14 protein-coding genes are annotated in these 15,297 nt (G+C 69.0%); 2 read left to right on the top strand and 12 right to left on the bottom strand.

Annotated features, from left to right (window positions below):
* Window positions 1-9: 9 nt before the first annotated feature.
* From KV397_RS03825 to gabT, 4 genes are all read right to left on the bottom strand, one after another.
* Window positions 10-1,557 (bottom strand): APC family permease, encoded by a 1,548-nt coding sequence (locus KV397_RS03825; protein ID WP_047522358.1) that lies wholly within the window; start codon window positions 1,555-1,557, stop codon window positions 10-12.
* On the bottom strand, window positions 1,557-2,441 hold the full coding sequence (locus tag KV397_RS03820; RefSeq protein ID WP_261812198.1) for a universal stress protein: 885 nt from the start codon (window positions 2,439-2,441) through the stop codon (window positions 1,557-1,559). Before KV397_RS03820 ends, KV397_RS03825 begins: the two co-directional genes overlap by 1 nt.
* Entirely contained in the window at window positions 2,441-3,823 is a 1,383-nt protein-coding gene (locus KV397_RS03815; protein WP_261812197.1) for a flavin monoamine oxidase family protein, read from the bottom strand. The genes KV397_RS03820 and KV397_RS03815 overlap by 1 nt, the downstream gene beginning before the upstream one ends.
* A 105-nt stretch (window positions 3,824-3,928) precedes the next feature.
* A complete protein-coding gene (gene gabT, locus KV397_RS03810; protein ID WP_261812196.1) occupies window positions 3,929-5,296 on the bottom strand; it encodes a 4-aminobutyrate--2-oxoglutarate transaminase in 1,368 nt (455 codons plus the stop codon).
* 98 nt (window positions 5,297-5,394) lie between these two features.
* Between gabT and KV397_RS03805 the strand changes: the two genes are divergently transcribed.
* Window positions 5,395-6,903 carry a PucR family transcriptional regulator gene (locus KV397_RS03805; protein WP_261812195.1) on the top strand — a complete coding sequence of 503 codons (1,509 nt, stop codon included), beginning with the start codon at window positions 5,395-5,397 and terminating at the stop codon, window positions 6,901-6,903.
* Window positions 6,904-6,979: 76 nt separating this feature from the next.
* Here the strand turns inward: KV397_RS03805 and KV397_RS03800 are convergent, their stop codons facing one another.
* Together KV397_RS03800 and KV397_RS03795 are read right to left on the bottom strand one after the other, a co-directional pair.
* Window positions 6,980-7,387 carry a riboflavin kinase gene (locus KV397_RS03800; RefSeq protein WP_131494310.1) on the bottom strand — a complete coding sequence of 136 codons (408 nt, stop codon included), beginning with the start codon at window positions 7,385-7,387 and terminating at the stop codon, window positions 6,980-6,982.
* Entirely contained in the window at window positions 7,384-7,893 is a 510-nt protein-coding gene (locus tag KV397_RS03795; RefSeq protein WP_261812194.1) for a flavin reductase family protein, read from the bottom strand. The genes KV397_RS03800 and KV397_RS03795 overlap by 4 nt, the downstream gene beginning before the upstream one ends.
* A gap of 103 nt (window positions 7,894-7,996) precedes the next feature.
* Here KV397_RS03795 and KV397_RS03790 point away from each other — a divergent pair, with 103 nt between their 5' ends.
* The gene (locus KV397_RS03790; RefSeq protein WP_256534909.1) at window positions 7,997-8,596 is read left to right on the top strand and encodes a PadR family transcriptional regulator; all 600 of its coding nucleotides are present in this window, start codon (window positions 7,997-7,999) and stop codon (window positions 8,594-8,596) included.
* A gap of 4 nt (window positions 8,597-8,600) precedes the next feature.
* On the opposite strand, the gene KV397_RS03785 is transcribed toward KV397_RS03790, so the two are convergent.
* The 6 genes from KV397_RS03785 to KV397_RS03760 form a co-directional block, all read right to left on the bottom strand.
* Window positions 8,601-9,485, bottom strand: a complete 885-nt coding sequence (locus KV397_RS03785) for a ribokinase (protein WP_261812193.1) — start codon at window positions 9,483-9,485, stop codon at window positions 8,601-8,603.
* Window positions 9,478-10,857 (bottom strand): NtaA/DmoA family FMN-dependent monooxygenase, encoded by a 1,380-nt coding sequence (locus tag KV397_RS03780; RefSeq protein WP_261812192.1) that lies wholly within the window; start codon window positions 10,855-10,857, stop codon window positions 9,478-9,480. Before KV397_RS03780 ends, KV397_RS03785 begins: the two co-directional genes overlap by 8 nt.
* 111 nt (window positions 10,858-10,968) lie before the next feature.
* Window positions 10,969-11,817, bottom strand: coding sequence for an ABC transporter permease (locus tag KV397_RS03775; protein WP_261812191.1), 849 nt, complete (start codon window positions 11,815-11,817; stop codon window positions 10,969-10,971).
* Window positions 11,810-12,622 carry an ABC transporter ATP-binding protein gene (locus tag KV397_RS03770; protein WP_131494303.1) on the bottom strand — a complete coding sequence of 271 codons (813 nt, stop codon included), beginning with the start codon at window positions 12,620-12,622 and terminating at the stop codon, window positions 11,810-11,812. The genes KV397_RS03775 and KV397_RS03770 overlap by 8 nt, the downstream gene beginning before the upstream one ends.
* Window positions 12,607-13,710, bottom strand: coding sequence for an ABC transporter substrate-binding protein (locus tag KV397_RS03765; protein ID WP_131494301.1), 1,104 nt, complete (start codon window positions 13,708-13,710; stop codon window positions 12,607-12,609). Before KV397_RS03765 ends, KV397_RS03770 begins: the two co-directional genes overlap by 16 nt.
* A 113-nt stretch (window positions 13,711-13,823) precedes the next feature.
* Window positions 13,824-15,266, bottom strand: coding sequence for a helix-turn-helix transcriptional regulator (locus KV397_RS03760; protein WP_261812190.1), 1,443 nt, complete (start codon window positions 15,264-15,266; stop codon window positions 13,824-13,826).
* Window positions 15,267-15,297 lie beyond the last annotated feature (31 nt).

Genomic DNA, 15,297 nt, shown 5'->3' with positions numbered 1-15,297 from the left:
TGAGGAGGGCTAGGAGCGCGGGCGTCGGCTGGGCGGTGCGTCGATGCTCAGCGTCTGTCCGCGGAAGAACGCGGGCCGTCGGACCGCGTTCCAGATCATGACGACGATGCCGACGACGATGATCAGCATCCCGAGGATGAAGACGATGCCGACGCCGCCGATCTGCGAACCGGACCCGTAGGCGGGGTCCATCGAGTCGATCAGCGTGGTGAAGAACAGCACCGCGAGGATCGCTCCGCCGACGAGCGGGAACAGGAACGTGAAGAAGAAGTTCCGCGTCGAGTCGAACCACTGCTTGCGGAAGTACCAGACGCACGCGAAGGCGGTGATCCCGTAGTAGAAGCAGATCATCATGCCGAGCGTGAGGATGGTGTCCCACAGCGTGTCCTCGCTGACCACGCGCATGACGGCGTAGAAGGCCGATGCCACGATCGCCGAGACGATCGTCGCGTACCCGGGCGTGAAGAAGCGCGGGCTGACCTTCGCGAACGACTTGGGCAGCGCGCCGTAGTGCCCCATCGCGAGCAGCGTGCGCGCCGGTCCCACGAACGTCGACTGCAGCGACGAGGCCGAGCTGGTGAGCACGGCGAGCGAGACGAGGAACGCGAGCGGACCGAGGATCGGGCCGGAGAGGTGGAAGAAGACGTTCTCCTGGATGTCCTCGTTGCCGAGTCCCAGTGCACCGGTTCCGACGCCGGCGAACATGATCATCGCGACGGCGAGCAGCAGGTACAGCGAGACGATCGTGAGCACCGTGAGGGTGGCCGCACGCCCCGGGGTCTTCTCGGGGTCCTTGGTCTCCTCGTTCATGGTGAGCGTGACGTCCCAGCCCCAGAAGATGAAGATCGAGAGCGAGAGCCCGGCCGCGATCGCGCTGAACGACGAGATCGCGAAGGGGTTGAACCAGTTCAGATCGAACGGCTGGTAGTCGAAGCCGTTGCCGCCGACGGCCTGGACGATCGCCGAGATCGCGAAGAAGACGAGGACGAGGATCTGGAAGCTCACCAGCCAGTACTGCAGCTTCTGCGTCGTCTGCATGTCGCGGTACGAGACCCAGGTCGCGCCGAGCATGAACAGCAGGCACACGCTGATGTTGATCCAGGTGACGCTCGCCAGCCCGGCGATGTCCGGATTGCCGGTGATCTGCGAGATCAGCAGGAACAGGAAGTCGACCGCGATGCCGGCGAGGTTCGACAGCACCAGGATCGTGGCGACCACCAGGCCCCAGCCCGCCATCCAGCCGACCCACGGTCCGAAGGCACGGGCAGCCCACGTGAAGGAGGTGCCGGAGTCGGGCATCCGGTTGTTCAGCTCGCGGTAGCCGAAGGCGACCAGGAGCATCGGGATGAACCCGACGAGGATGATGGCGGGGATCTGCGACCCCACCGTGGACGCCACCGGGCCGACGGCCGCGGTGAACGTGTATGCGGGCGCGATGCACGAGATGCCGATCACGACCGCGCCGATGAGGCCGACCGTTCCGGCGCTCAGGCCCTTCGTGGAGATACCGGTGGTGACACCGGATTCGGGCTCCGTCGCCCGGTTGGTGCTGCTCATCAGCGTTCTCCTGCCTCGTTGCGGGTGCGCGGGACGACGATCATGGGGACGGGGAGCTCGTGCAGCATCTTCGCTGCCGTGGACCCCAGGAAGAGACGACGGGGCTGGGCCAGGCGGCTGGAGCCGACGAGGACGACCTCCCCGGGAAGCCAGTGGAGCTGCGCGACGGCATCCTCGACGGAGTCGCCCGGTGCCTTCTCGACCGCGGCGGTGCGACCGTCCGGCAGCAGCTCCGTCGCCACCGCCAGCACCTCCTGCGCATGCGTCTCGCCGACCGTGCGGATCGCGCCGGTGTCGAGCCCCGGAGGCACGTCGAACGGCACGAGGGACACGAGTCGGAGATCGACACCGCTGTCGCCGGCGATGGCCACGGCCTCGTCGAGAAGGGCGTCGGCGCCCGGTCGCGAGCCGACCGCGACGGTGACGCGCGGGATCACGTGGTCGTCCTGCTGCGCGGTCCCCACGGGGGCGAGGGCCACCGGGATCGTCGACGAGTGCAGGAGCTCGGAGGCGACGCTGCCGAGACGGTGGCGTCCGAAGATGCCACCACCCGCTGCGCCGATCACGATGACCCTGGCGCCGAACTCCTCACCGGCGGCGATCAGCCCTTCGGCGAACGACTCGGAGAAGCGCACGTGACCGCTGCGGGTCAGCTCCTGCGGGAGGCTGACCACGGCCTCGCCGAGCCACTTCCTGGCCTGCGCCCTGATGTGCTCCTCGTAGGCCCGCTCCGGCGGCACCGCGGCGTTGCGCGTGCCCTCGTTGGGAAGCACGATCACCAGGTGCAGCGTCGCGCCGAGGCTGCGGGCGAGCCGCGCACCGAGGGCGGCAGCATCCGCTCCCGCATCCGTCGCCGTGTACCCCACGACGACCGAGCCGCTCATCAGCCGACGCTCTCTGCGGAGCCGTTCTCACGGCTTGCTTCGACGATGTTCGAGGCCACCAGGTGCCCCATCCGGATCGCGCCGTCCACGTGCTGGTACCCGGCACCGGCGATGTCGCTGCAGGCGAAGTGGATCGGGCCGACCGAGGTGCGGAGGTCCGCGCCGTACCGGTGCAGGCCACCCATGTCGAAGCTCGCGGCATAGGCGCCGCGTGTCCATTCCTCGCTGCCCCAGTCGCTCTCGTAGTAGACGACCGGGTTCTTGGCCTCGGGACCGTAGTAGTGCGACAGCGACTCGAGGATGCGCTCCTTGCGCTCCTCGGCCGAGAGCTCGAAGACCCCGTCGGCGTTGGCGTCGGACACGAAGCCGACCAGGGTGCCGCGCTCATCGCCATGGTTCGTGTTGTCATAGGCCTCGTGCGAGAGCTCGTACGGGCTGAACGCGGTGCCACTGAGGCCCTGCTCGCGCCAGAACGGACGGTCGTAGACCGCGTGCACCTTGATGACGAAGCCCATCGAGAGGTGCTGGTGCAGCTGGTGCTGGCGGCGCGGCAGCGGCGGCACGAACGAGATGCGGCTGTACAGCACCGGCGCGTGGGCGAGGATCGCGTGGCGGGCACGGACCGTGAGGTCGTCGGTGGTGGCGACGACGCCGGCATCCGACCACTCGAGGCTGCGCACGGGCTGGTTGAGGAGCACATCGTCGCCCAGACGCTCGGCGAGACGCAGCGGCACCTGCTGGAGCCCGCCGACGACCCGCTTGTCGAGGATGAAGTCGGCATCCACGAGGTTCGAGTAGGAACCGGCGGACGAGGCCATCAGCAGCGACTGGAGCAGGGAGAACGCGTGCGTCGGCTTGGTGAGCATCGCGGATCCCGTGGCGAAGGCCAGGTTCCGCACGGCCTCGTCATCGTCGGTCTGCTGACGCAGCCACGCGTCCCAGGTGATGGAGTCCCAGTCGGCGGCGCTCGGGTGCGCCCAGGGACGATCCGGGTCGATCTCGGCGACGAGCGCATCCAGGATGTCGGTGATCCGAGCGATCTCCGCCTCGGTCTCCGGGGCGACGGGGAACATCTCGCCGGTGAAGCGGTGCACCTGCCCATCGGGTCCGATGTAGACGCTGTCCCCTTCGCGGTAGCGGCTGTAGGTCTCGAGCCCCAGCTCCTCGATCGCGTCCTTGAGTGCATCCTGATCGGGCGAGACCCACTGGCCGCCGATCTCGAGCATGGCGCCGTCGATGACGTCGGTCCACAGTCGTCCGCCGACGCGGTCGCGGGCTTCCAGCACGGCGACCGACAGGCCGGCCTTCCGGAGGTCGTTCGCCGCCGTGAGCCCTGCGGCTCCGGCACCGATGATCAGTACATCGCGGGTGATCTCAGACATCTGCAACTCCTTCGTTGGGAAGTAGTGCCGGTCGCGACCCGAAATCCCCCGATTGGGGTCGCGACCGGACAGGGGGTCAGGCCACGCGGAGGCGCGGCCTGCACATCATTCCGTGGCCGCGGCGAGGGCGGCGGCCACGACGTCGAGGCCTTCGTTCAGCAGGTCGTCGCCGATCGAGAGCGGAGGAAGGAAGCGGATGACGTTGCCGTAGGTTCCGCAGGTGAGGACGATGACGCCCTGCGCGATGCAGGCCTTGGCGACCGCGGCCGTGAGAGCGGCGTTCGGTGCCTTGGTCTCGGGGTCGACGAACTCGGCTGCGATCATCGCACCGTGGCCGCGGATGTCGCCGATGCGAGGATCGCTCTCCTGGATCGCGGTGAGGCGGTCCATGAGGATCGTGCCGATCTCCCGGGCACGCTCGATCACCCCGTCGTTCTCGAACACGTCGATCGACGCGAGCGCCGCGGCGCACGCGATCGGGTTCCCGCCGTAGGTGCCGCCCAGACCACCGGAGTGCGAGGCGTCCATGATCTCCGCGCGGCCGGTGACGGCGGCGAGCGGAAGACCGCCGGCGATCCCCTTGGCGGTGGTGATCAGGTCGGGCTCGATGCCGAAGATCTCGCTCGCGAACATGTGCCCCGTGCGGGCGAATCCGGTCTGCACCTCGTCGGCGATGAAGACGACGCCGTTCGCGCGGCACCAGTCGACGATCGCCGGCAGGAAGCCGTCGGCGGGGACGATGAAGCCGCCCTCGCCCTGGATCGGCTCGATGATGACCGCGGCCAGGTTGTCGGCGCCGATCTGCTTCTCGAGCTGGAGGATCACGCGGGCAGCGGCCTCGCCACCCTCGAGCCCGTCACGGAACGGGTACGACATCGGCGCGCGGTAGACCTCGGGGGCGAACGGGCCGAACCCGCTCTTGTAGGGCATCGACTTGGCGGTGAGCGCCATGGTCAGGTTGGTGCGGCCGTGGTAGCCGTGGTCGAAGGCGACGACCGCCTGGCGACCGGTGTGCTTGCGGGCGATCTTGATGGCGTTCTCGACCGCCTCCGCTCCCGAGTTGAACAGGGCGCTCTTCTTGGCGAATCCACCGGGAGTGACGCGGTTGAGCGCTTCGGCGACGTCGACGTACGACTCGTAGGGCGAGATCATGAAGCAGGTGTGGGTGAACTGCGCGGCCTGGGCGGCGACGGCGGCGGCGACCTTCGGGTGCGCGTTGCCGACCGTGGTCACGGCGATGCCCGAGCCGAGGTCGATGAGGGAGTTCCCGTCGGCATCGACGACGACTCCGCCGCCGGCCGCGACGGCGGCGATCGGCACGGTGTGGCCGACACCCGCTGCCACGGCATCCGCCTTGCGCGCGAGCACCTCGGCCGAGCGGGGCCCGGGGAGGTCCGTGACCAGACGACGCTCCTGCGGGAGGTCGGGTCCGCCGAGAGGGACTGCGGGGGCTGCGGTGTCGAGGAGTGCCATGTTCGCGAGCGTACGGCGGTGCCGAAGACCCCCGCACTCGCCGACGCGTACAATCTGAGGAGAGAATTCGCCACGTTGTACATACGGGAGGACGCGCCGTGCCCACGACCGAGCAGCCGACACTGCGCGCCCTGCTGCGTCGCCGCGATCTCGGACTCGCACTCGTCCCCCGCGAGACCGAGCTGGCGGACGGAGCTCTCGACCGTCCCCTGCGCTGGGTGCACAGCTCGGACCTGGCCGATCCGACACCGTTCCTCTCGGAAGACCTCGCCCTGCTGACCACCGGCACACAGTTCGACGAGGCCGTCGGCATCGACACCTACGTCGGTCGCCTCGCCGATCGCGGTGTCCTCGGACTCGGTTTCGGCACCGAGGTGCACCGCTCGGGCGTTCCGGACGAGCTGGTCGCCGCCTGCGCCACGCACGGCATGCCCCTGTTCACCGTGCCGTACCGCACACCGTTCATCGCGGTCGCCCGCGCCCACTCCGAGGCGATCGCCGCGCAGGCCTATGCCCGCCGATCCTGGGCGCTGGACACACAGCGCGCCCTCGCCCTCGCAGCCCTGCGCCCGAGCGGTCTCGATGCGACGATCGCGGAACTCGGACGACGGCTCGAGGTCTGGGCGGGGATGTTCGACGCCGCGGGAACGGTCGTCGCCTCCCACCCCCGGGACCGCCTCGACACCGAGGTGCGCGACGCCCTGGGCGAGCGGGTGATGGAGATCCTCACCCGTGGGCTCGAAGCCGGGCAGTCGCTGGTCCTCGGCGAGCACACGTTCATGCTGTTCACCGTCGGTCGCGGCGGGCATCTGCGCGGGGTGATCGCCCTCGCCATCGACGCGCTGGACCCGGAAGCACGGTCGGTCGTGACATCGGTGATCGCGATGGCCGGACTCGCGATGGAGCAGAGCGAACAGCTCGCACGGAGCCGCCGACGCCTGCATGCACAGCTCCTCGGCTCGCTCCTCGCCGACGACCCGGGCCTGGCCAGAAGAGTTCTGGGGAGCATGCCGCCCGCTCCGGTGGTCGTGGCCGTCGCCGCCGATGCCCCGGCCGGCCCGCTCGCGGACTGGTGGGAGCGGAACCGGGTCGAGCACGGCACCGCCGTCTTCCTGGCCGAGTCCGAGGACGGCGTGACGATGTGCCTCTCCGTCGGTGATGAGTCCCTGCTCGATGAGGCGGCCGCGCGCTTCGGCATCCGCATCGGCGTCTCCGAGCCCGAGGGGTACGGCTCCTTCTCCCGGGCGCACGCTCAGGCACTCACCGCACTGCGGCAACAGGGCACCCACGGCGTCGCACGCTATGCCGACACCGTCGGTTCCCGCATCCTCACCGCACTCGCGACGGATGAGGCACGCCTGGTCGCGGAATCACGCCTCGCACCGATCCGCGAACACGATGCCCGCACCGGCGCCGAGCTCGAGCGCTCGCTGCGCACCTGGTTGGAGCACGACGCCAAGGCCGAATCCGCCGCGATCGCACTCGGGGTGCATCGGCACACGCTGCGCTCCCGCATCGCCCATGCGGGTGCGCTGCTCGACATCGATCTGTCGACCTTCCCCGCGCGCGCGGAGCTCTGGACGATCCTGCAGACGGCTCGCGACTGAGCCCTGGCAAGTCGTTCCGGTCGCAGTTCGTGCCGCCAATCCGGCGCTTTTCCGAGAGAGAGTGCGACCGGAACGATCAGCCAGGACCGATCGGCGGCGCGCCCAACACGGAGCGGCAGCGGACCACATCCTCCGCGGTCTGGGCGATCAGGTCGTCGACGCGGTCGAATCGGAGCATCGGACGCAGCAGCGCGATCAGGGTCACATCCAATCGTCGGCCGTACAGGTCGATGTCCGCGTCGTGCAGATGCACCTCGACCCGCCGCTCACGGTCGCCGTCGAAGGTCGGGTTCGCTCCGACGCTGACGCTCGCCGCCCAGGGATGCGCGGCTCCATCGATCCGGACCCATGCCGCGTAGATGCCGTCGTCGGGGAGGCTGTCGTCCGCGAGCTCCAGGTTCGCCGTCGGGAAGCCGAGCTCCCGTCCCCGACCGTCACCGGGGACGACGAGGCCGGCGATCGCCCCGAGCGGCTGAGCGCTCACGCGCTCTCGGGGGCGGCGATGGCGCGATAGCGGCTCTGGTGGAAGACGAGGGGCTCGACGTCGTCGAACAGCGTGAGATCGGTGATCTCGTACAGCGCGATCTCGTGATCCCCGCCGTCGAATGTGCTGTGCAGGCGGCAGGTGAGCCAGAGCGCGGCATCCGAGATGAGCACGGCCCCACCGTCGGTGCGCTGCCACTCGTGACCGCCGAACCGGTCTCCCTCACGCGCCGACAGCGAACGACTGAGCGGCTCGTGGTGCGAGGCCAGCACACTCATGCCGAGTTCGGGGACCTCGCGCAGCACCGGCCAGGTCTTCGAGGTGCGCGCCGCGCTGATGGCGACGAGTGCCGGTTCGAGCGAGATCGACGTGAAGGAGTTGACCGCCATCCCCACAGCCCGATCGTCGATGTGCGCAGCAAGGGCGACGACGCCGGTCGGGTATACCGAGAACGCCCGGCGGAGGGCGAGGTCGCGCGGGAGGGCTTCGGTCACGGCAGACGTCATTTCGGCTTCCTTTCGTTAGTCAACTTTGACTAGTTTCGATAATAGGCAACTTTGATCATGCAAACAACCGGAATCTTGGACCCCAGCCGTTAGCATGAGGGGCATGTCGACCACCCGCCTCGTCGTCCTCGGCGCCGTGAAGCAGTTCCAACCCGTACACGGGTATTTCCTCCGCCGAGAGCTCATGACGTGGCATGTCGACGAGTGGGCGCACATCCAGCCCGGATCCATCTACAACGCCCTGCGCGCCCTCGAGGTCGACGGCTACATCGCCGAGAGCGGCACCGAGGCCGAGGGCAAGCGCCCCGCGCGCACGACCTATCGCATCACACCGTCCGGCGAGGTCGAGCTCCAGCGGATGCTGCGGGAGAACCTCTGGAACGTCGCCGCCTTCGACACCCAGGCCATCATGACCGTCGCCTCGTTCATGTTCGTGCTGAGCCGGCAGGAGGTCATCGCCGGCCTCGAACATCGCCTCATCAAGAGCGACGCGATCATCACCCAGAACGGCTTCGACGTGCAGGACACGCTGCGCTCCGAGACGACCCCGAAGTACGTACGCGAGATCTTCGACCTCTCCACCGCCCGCCTCACTGCCGAGAAGCAGTGGCTGCTCGACCTGCTGGAGCGCCTCCGCGGCGGCGAATACACCTTCGCCGGAGAGACGGTGAGCACGGACGACGACACCGCCCGCACGGAGTAGCGACTCAGCGCGAGGCGACGAGCGTCGCGATCGACTCGGCGGACAAGGCCGCGGTGGTCGCCCCACGGTGCTGGGCCACGATGGCTCCAGCCGCGGAGGCGCCGATCAGGGCTTCCTCGATCCCGTCGCCGCGGGCGAGGGACGCAGCCAGGGCCCCGCAGAACGCGTCGCCGGCCCCGGTCGTGTCGACCGGGTCGATCCGGAAGGCCTCGGTGTGCAGGGGGTCGCGCCCCGCGCGGTGGAGGACCACTCCCCCGGCGCCCTGGGTGAGCACGATGGTCTGTGCACCCGCCGCATGCAGCCGGTCGATACCGCCGAGCTCGGCGCACTCCGTCTCGTTCACCACCAGCACATCGACATCGGGGAGCATCTCGACCGCGGCGGGGTGGGCGGGCGCGGCGTTGAGGATCGTCAGCGCACCGGCGATCCGTCCCGCATGCAGCGCGGCGGACACGCTCGCGGCCGGCACCTCCAGCTGGGCGAGCACGACCGCGGCGCCCTCGATCCCGGCGATCGCATCGTCCGCGTCGAGCTCGGCGTTCGCACCGGCAGCCACGATGATGCTGTTGTCTCCGTCAGCGAAGGCCAGCACGTGGGCCACCCCGGTGGGAGCTGCGGCGCTGCGGCGCAGGACAGTCGTCACGCCGGCGTCCGACAGCGTCCGCTCGAGCACGTCAGCGGCCTCATCCTGCCCGACGACCGCGCAGAAGCGGGTGCGAGAGCCGCTGCGCGCGGAGGAGACGGCCTGATTCAAGCCCTTCCCTCCGGAGAAGCGTCCGCCGGCGCGACCGAGCAGGGTCTCACCGACGAGCGGGGGGCGCGAGACCTCGACGACCAGGTCGAGGTTCGCGCTCCCCACCACGGCGACACCGGTGCGGGTGTCAGACACGCGACATCGTCCGCCGGTACTGCGAGCCCGTGTGCGAGTCGGCGAGCGCAGGAGTGGGCGTGCCGATCAGACGCTCACGCAACGACTGCGGCTCGGACGAGGGTTCGACGACCGCACCGCGCTCCTTGAGGATCGGCAGCACGTGCTCGATGAAGTCGACGGTCGAGGCCGGCGGGATGACGGGGGCGAACAGGAAGCCGTCGAGGTCGGCGCCGTCGGCGAGCTCGATCATCCGGTCCGCCACCTGCTCGGGGGTGCCCACGATCGGGCGGGCACCGACGCCGTGCGCGTGCCAGTCGCCGAGCACGTCGCCCACGGTCTTGTCGGCGAAGCGGGCCACCTGCGTCTGCGACAGCTCGGTGCTCAGCTCCGACATCGGGGTGCTCGGCGCGTAGGCCGAGAGGTCGAGCCCGGTGAACCAGGCGTACGAGGCGACCGTGACGTCGGGGTTCTGCGCATCGGCGACCTCGGCGTGCTTGCGCTGCGCCTCCTCCTCCGTGCTGCCGACGATCGCGGCGAACGCCGACATGATCTTCACCTCGTCGGCCGCGCGGCCGTTCTTGACCGCCTCCTCACGGATCGCGGCCGAGTGGGCACGGAGCTGCTCGACCGAGCCGCTGCCGACGAAGATCGCCTCCCCGTGCTTGCCTCCGAACTCGCGGCCTGCGGGTGACGCACCGGCCTGGAACAGCACCGGGGTGCCCTGCGGCGAGCGCGAGGTGTTGCCGTAGCCGTGCGAGCGGAAGTAGGGGCCGTCGTGCGCGATGCGGTGCACCTTGGACGGATCGGCGAAGCGGCCGGACTTGTCGCGCTCCAGCGCGCCCTCCTCCCAGGCCTGTTCCCACAGCTTGTACACGACCTGCATGAAGTCGTCGGCCATGAGGTAGCGCTCGTCGTGGCCGACCATCGGCACACCGAAGCCCTGCACCGCGGTGTCGGCGGTGCCCGTGGTGACGACGTTCCAGCCGATGCGTCCGCCGGAGAGGATGTCGAGCGTCGCCATGCGGCGCGCGAAGGCATAGGGCGGCTCCAGCAGCGTCGACCCCGTGGCGACGAGTCCCAGTCGCGTGGTCTCCGGGATGAGGGCGGCGAGGATGATCGCGGGGTCGAGGCGCGGCAGGTCCAGCCCCTCCACCGAGCAGATGTCGGGACGCTCGCCGGCGACGTCGGCCCAGCCCCAGGCATCCGCGAGGAAGAGGAAGTCGAACCCCGCGTCCTCGACCATCCGCGCGGTGTCGCGCCAGTACTCGAGCTTGTCGAACAGGTAGCGCCCGTTGTCGGGGTGTCGCCAGGTCGCCGTGCCGGAGTCGTTCGCCTGGGCGTTCTCGAAGAGGCCGAGACGCAGCGGCTTGACGGTGTTCTGATCGGTCATGTGCGGGTGCCTTCCTTGTGGGTGGTTCTGGTCGTTCTGGGGTGGTTCCGGGCACGCCGGAGGAACCCCGGGACGGGTCGGGGGTCCCCGTCCCGGGATGGGGGTGCGGCGTCAGCCCTTGGCGGTGACCTCGCCGTCGCTCCACCAGAGCACGCGCTTGCGCACCAGGGCGAGGACGATGATCAGCAGCACACCGAGCAGACACAGCAGGGCGATGCTGGCCCAGGTGACGGGCAGGTTCGCCTGCGCGGCCGAGGTGGTCACGAGCGAACCGAGGCCGGCCTGCTGACCTGCCGCGACGAACTCGGCGACCGCCGCGCCGACGACCGCGAGCGGCAGGGCGATGCGGAGCCCCGCGAACACGTAGGGCATGCTGCCGGGGAAGCGCAGCTCGCGGAAGATCTCCCACCGCGAGGCGTGCAGCGTCTTGAAGACGTCGAGCGCCTTCTGGTCGACATCACGCAGACCGGCGAGCGAGTTCACCAGCATCGGGAAGAAGACCACGAGCCCGGTCACGATGAACTTCGGGACCATCCCGAAGCCGAAGGCCACGACCAGCGCCGGGGCGATCGCCACGATCGGCGTCACCATCACGATGATCACGAGCGGCATCACGGCCCGTTCGATGATCTGGAACTCCGTCATCACCACCGCCAGCAGGAAGCCGGCGAGGATGCCTGCGGCGGCACCGACCACGACCTCGAGCAGGGTGACGAGGAAGTTCGACCAGTACATGCCGGCATCGTCGACGAGACTCCCGCCGATCGCCTCGAGCGTCGGAAGCACATACGGGTTGGTCCAGGCCACGATCTGCCACAGCAGTGCGGCGATCACGAAGGTGATCAGGGTGGGACCCCACGCCCCCCAGCGCAGCCACGGCGGGACGCCCCGGCGCGGCTGGGCCTTCAGGCGGGCGGTCGCGAGGGTCGCGGTGGTGTCTCTCATCGTCAGCTCAGACATGGGCCTTCTCCGTCTGCGCGCGCAGCGCACCGCGCACGACTGCCTCCAGCTCGCGGAACTCGTCCGTCGCATAGGCCTCCTCGGTGCGCGGCCGCGGGAGGTCGACGTCGATCACCTGGGCGATGCGCCCCGGGTGGGCGGCCATCACCACGATGCGGTCGGAGAGCATGATCGCCTCCGGCACGGAGTGCGTGACGAACATGACGGCCTTCCGGTTGGACTGCCAGAACTCCAGGAGGGCGATGCGCTGCAGGTCCCGGTTCATCTCGTCGAGGGCCGAGAACGGCTCGTCCATCAACATGATGGCGGGGTCGAACACGAAGGCCCTGGCGATCGCGGCACGCTGCTGCATGCCGCCGGACAGCTGCCCGGGGTACTTCGTCATCGCCTGGCCGAGACCGAACGTCGACAGCAGCTCCGCCGGGTCGCGCAGAGCCCTTCCGGCGTTCGCCTTGGCGTTGATGCGCACCGGGAGCTCGACGTTCTCGCGCACGGTCTTCCACGGCAGCAGCGCGGGCGACTGCGGCACGAGGCCGATCTTCTTGTCCCGCGATGCCGCCGTGACGCTCTCACCGTCGATCGTGACCGTGCCGGAATCGGCCTCGAGGAGACCGGCGACGACCTTGAGCAGCGTGGACTTGCCGCAGCCGCTCGGGCCGATCACCGACACGAACTCGCCCATGCCGATCGTGAGGTTCACGTCGTCGAGCACCGTGACCTCGGCGCCGTCGACGCCGAACGACTTCGAGACGTTCCTGACCTCGACGCCCGTGCCCTGTGCGACCGACATCACTTCGCCGGCCATGTCAGAGTGTCGCCGTCGTAGAGGTCGGCGACCAGGTCGGCGTCCATCATGTCGGCGATCGCGGGCAGGTCCTTGACGCCGCCGTACTTCTTCACGAGGGCGTACTCGGGCTCCCACATGGACTCGTTCTGCACGCCGGGGTTACCGCCGGCGCTCTCCCGGACCCATGCGGACTCCACTTCCCACGTGCGGGCGAGCTGATCGCGCGGGAACGCGGCGCCCTGATTGTTGTCCTCGGCCAGCTTCGCGAGTGTGTCGATGCAGGCGTCCGACTCGTCCAGGCAGTACTGCAGCGCCTTGAGACTCGCCCGCATGAAGTCCGCGGCGACCTCGCGGTGCTCGTCGAGGAAGCGGGAGTTGACCTCCATCACGTTGTACGTGCCCTCGACCCCGAGGTCGGAGGGGAGGAACTCGCTGAACGGCAGACCCTGCGCCTTGAGCGACTGCGGCTGGTTGGACGCGTAGCCGACGATGGCGTCGACCTGCTCACGCACGACGACGGTCGGGTCGTAGTTGGTCATCTTGACCATCTCGACCTTCGAGACGTCGACACCGGCCTCATCGAGCATGGCCGAGGCGATCGGGGTCAGGTTGATGAAGTATCCGAGCGATCCCCCCTCGAGGTCGGTGAGGCTCTCGAGCTTCTCGTTGCCGAAGATCGAGAACGGCGGGGTGGTGCCGTAGGTCGCGACCGCCGTGAGGTTCTTGCTGTTCGCCGCTGCCAGCATCACATCGGATGCGGAGCCGAGAGCGGTGAACTGCGCCTGGCCGGATGCCACGAGCTGCTGCCCGTTCGCACCGGAGGCGTTGATCTCCACGTCCAGGCAGAGATCGTCGAAGTAGCCCAGCTCCTCGGCGAGGAACACGTCGAGCTGCCCGGCGCTGGCGGAGTAGCCGTAACCGGAGATGTAGGTGATGGTGCCGGCATCCTGATTCCGCTTGCAGGCGTCGGTGTCGCTCGCACTCGTGGGGGCGGTATCGCCGCCTGGCGTCTGCGCGGAGCATGCTCCGAGCGTCAGCGTGGCGGCGAGAACGCACGTCAGGGTGGCAGTGATGCGGAATCGGGTTTCCGCAGAGGAAGTAGCCATGAGGGTCCCTTCTCGGCCGTTCGTCGTTGATGGCTCGATGAAAGTAACATAGTCAAGATTGACTAAGCAAGATCGAACTAACTTTTGACGAACTGCGAAAGGGTGGCAGGGACTCATCGAGGGGCGTGGGCCTCCAGGAACTCGTACACGTCGGTCGTGTCGACGCCGGGGAACGACCCGGTCGGCAGGGTCGCCAGCAGCGTGCGCGGGGTCTTCACATTGGGCCAGGAGTTCTCGCGCCAGCGCTCCTCCAGCTCGGCAGGTGCCCGTCGACAGCAGACCTCGACGGAGTGCTTCGAGACACCGCGGTGCGAGGTGTCGCGCCCGACGAACCACCGCGTGTCATCGAAGCGCACGCCCACGCTGACCGAGTGCAGCCCCTCGCTCGACGCCTCGACCCGCGCGGTGCACCAGTAGGTCCCGTTGCCGGTATCGGTGTACTGGTAGTACGGGTTGAAGCGGTCGTCCTCGTCGAACACCACTCGCGACGTCCACTTGCGGCAGCACATCTGTCCCTCGATCGCCCCGAGACGGTCGGTGGGGAAGTTCACGTCGTCGTTCTCGTACGCCTTCGTGATCGTGCCCGACTCGTGCACCTTGAGGAAGTGCACCGGGATGTCGAGATGCCGCGTCGCGAGGTTCGTGAAGCGATGCGCCGCCGTCTCGTACGACACCGAGTACGCGTCGCGCAGATCCTCGATCGAGATCGCCCGCCGCTGCTTGGCGTCTTTCAGCGCCGGGACCACGTGCCCCTCGGGGATGAGGAGCGCCCCGGTGAGGTAGTTGGTCTCGACACGCTGCCGCAGGAACTCGGCGTAGCTGCGCGGCTCGGAGTGCCCGAGGATGCGGCTCGACAGCGCCTGCAGCACCGCGGTGCGGGCATCGCCCTTGGCCGGCACGCTGCTGGACAGGTACAGCCTTCCGTTCGCGAGGTCCGCGACGCTGCGGGTGGTCTGCGGGAGGTCGGGCGCGTAGTGCAGCGTGAACCCGAGGTACGCCGCGATCTCGGAGGCGGTGCGCTGGGTGAGGGGGCCACCGGGGTGCCCGACGGCGGCGAGGATCTCCGCGGCCTTCGCCTCGAGGTCGGCGAAGTGGTTGTCCTGACGACGCATGAGGTGCCGCAGCTCCACGTTCGCCCGCCGGGCCTCCTCCGGGGTGGCGGCCCGCTCGTCCTTGAGCCGGTCGATCTCGCCGTGCAGCGCCAGCAGCGCCTTCAACGCGTCGGTCGGCACGCTCTTCGCGATCCGGAACGGCTCGATGCCGAGGGCCTGGAACGTCTGTCCCTTCATCGCCCGCTCCAGCGCGATCTCGACCGCGCTGCGTTCGTCGAGCGGCTCCCCCTCCAGCAGCGCGTCGATGGTGACGCCGAGCGCGCGGGCGATCGTCTGCAGCTGCGTGAGCTTCGGCTCTCGCTTGCCGGTCTCGATCATCGACATCTGACTGGGGGCGCGATCGACCGCCGAGGCGAGGTCGTCGAGCGTCATCCCGCGCGCGGTGCGCAGCTGTCGGATGCGTCGACCGATCGTGAGGGCGTCGGTCTCTTCTGCGGTATCCATCCCACTCCTCTTTTGCTCGCCTCTTGCTCGC

It is taken from the genome of Microbacterium aurugineum, from assembly GCF_023101205.1.
Taxonomy (GTDB): Bacteria; Actinomycetota; Actinomycetes; order Actinomycetales; family Microbacteriaceae; genus Microbacterium; species Microbacterium aurugineum.
The sequence above is the reverse complement of the archived record's forward strand: the minus strand, read 5'-3'. Positions and strand labels throughout refer to the sequence as shown.

Excerpts from the sequence above, each read along its gene's own strand:
- KV397_RS03760 (WP_261812190.1), bottom strand. The coding sequence starts at position 15,266 with ATGGATACCGCAGAAGAGACCGACGCCCTCACGATCGGTCGACGCATC.
- KV397_RS03790 (WP_256534909.1), top strand. The coding sequence starts at position 7,997 with ATGTCGACCACCCGCCTCGTCGTCCTCGGCGCCGTGAAGCAGTTCCAA.
- KV397_RS03815 (WP_261812197.1), bottom strand. The coding sequence starts at position 3,823 with ATGTCTGAGATCACCCGCGATGTACTGATCATCGGTGCCGGAGCCGCA.
- KV397_RS03770 (WP_131494303.1), bottom strand. The coding sequence starts at position 12,622 with ATGGCCGGCGAAGTGATGTCGGTCGCACAGGGCACGGGCGTCGAGGTC.
- KV397_RS03825 (WP_047522358.1), bottom strand. The coding sequence starts at position 1,557 with ATGAGCAGCACCAACCGGGCGACGGAGCCCGAATCCGGTGTCACCACC.
- KV397_RS03795 (WP_261812194.1), bottom strand. The coding sequence starts at position 7,893 with ATGACGTCTGCCGTGACCGAAGCCCTCCCGCGCGACCTCGCCCTCCGC.
- KV397_RS03780 (WP_261812192.1), bottom strand. The coding sequence starts at position 10,857 with ATGACCGATCAGAACACCGTCAAGCCGCTGCGTCTCGGCCTCTTCGAG.
- KV397_RS03820 (WP_261812198.1), bottom strand. The coding sequence starts at position 2,441 with ATGAGCGGCTCGGTCGTCGTGGGGTACACGGCGACGGATGCGGGAGCG.
- gabT (WP_261812196.1), bottom strand. The coding sequence starts at position 5,296 with ATGGCACTCCTCGACACCGCAGCCCCCGCAGTCCCTCTCGGCGGACCC.
- KV397_RS03775 (WP_261812191.1), bottom strand. The coding sequence starts at position 11,817 with ATGTCTGAGCTGACGATGAGAGACACCACCGCGACCCTCGCGACCGCC.
- KV397_RS03765 (WP_131494301.1), bottom strand. The coding sequence starts at position 13,710 with ATGGCTACTTCCTCTGCGGAAACCCGATTCCGCATCACTGCCACCCTG.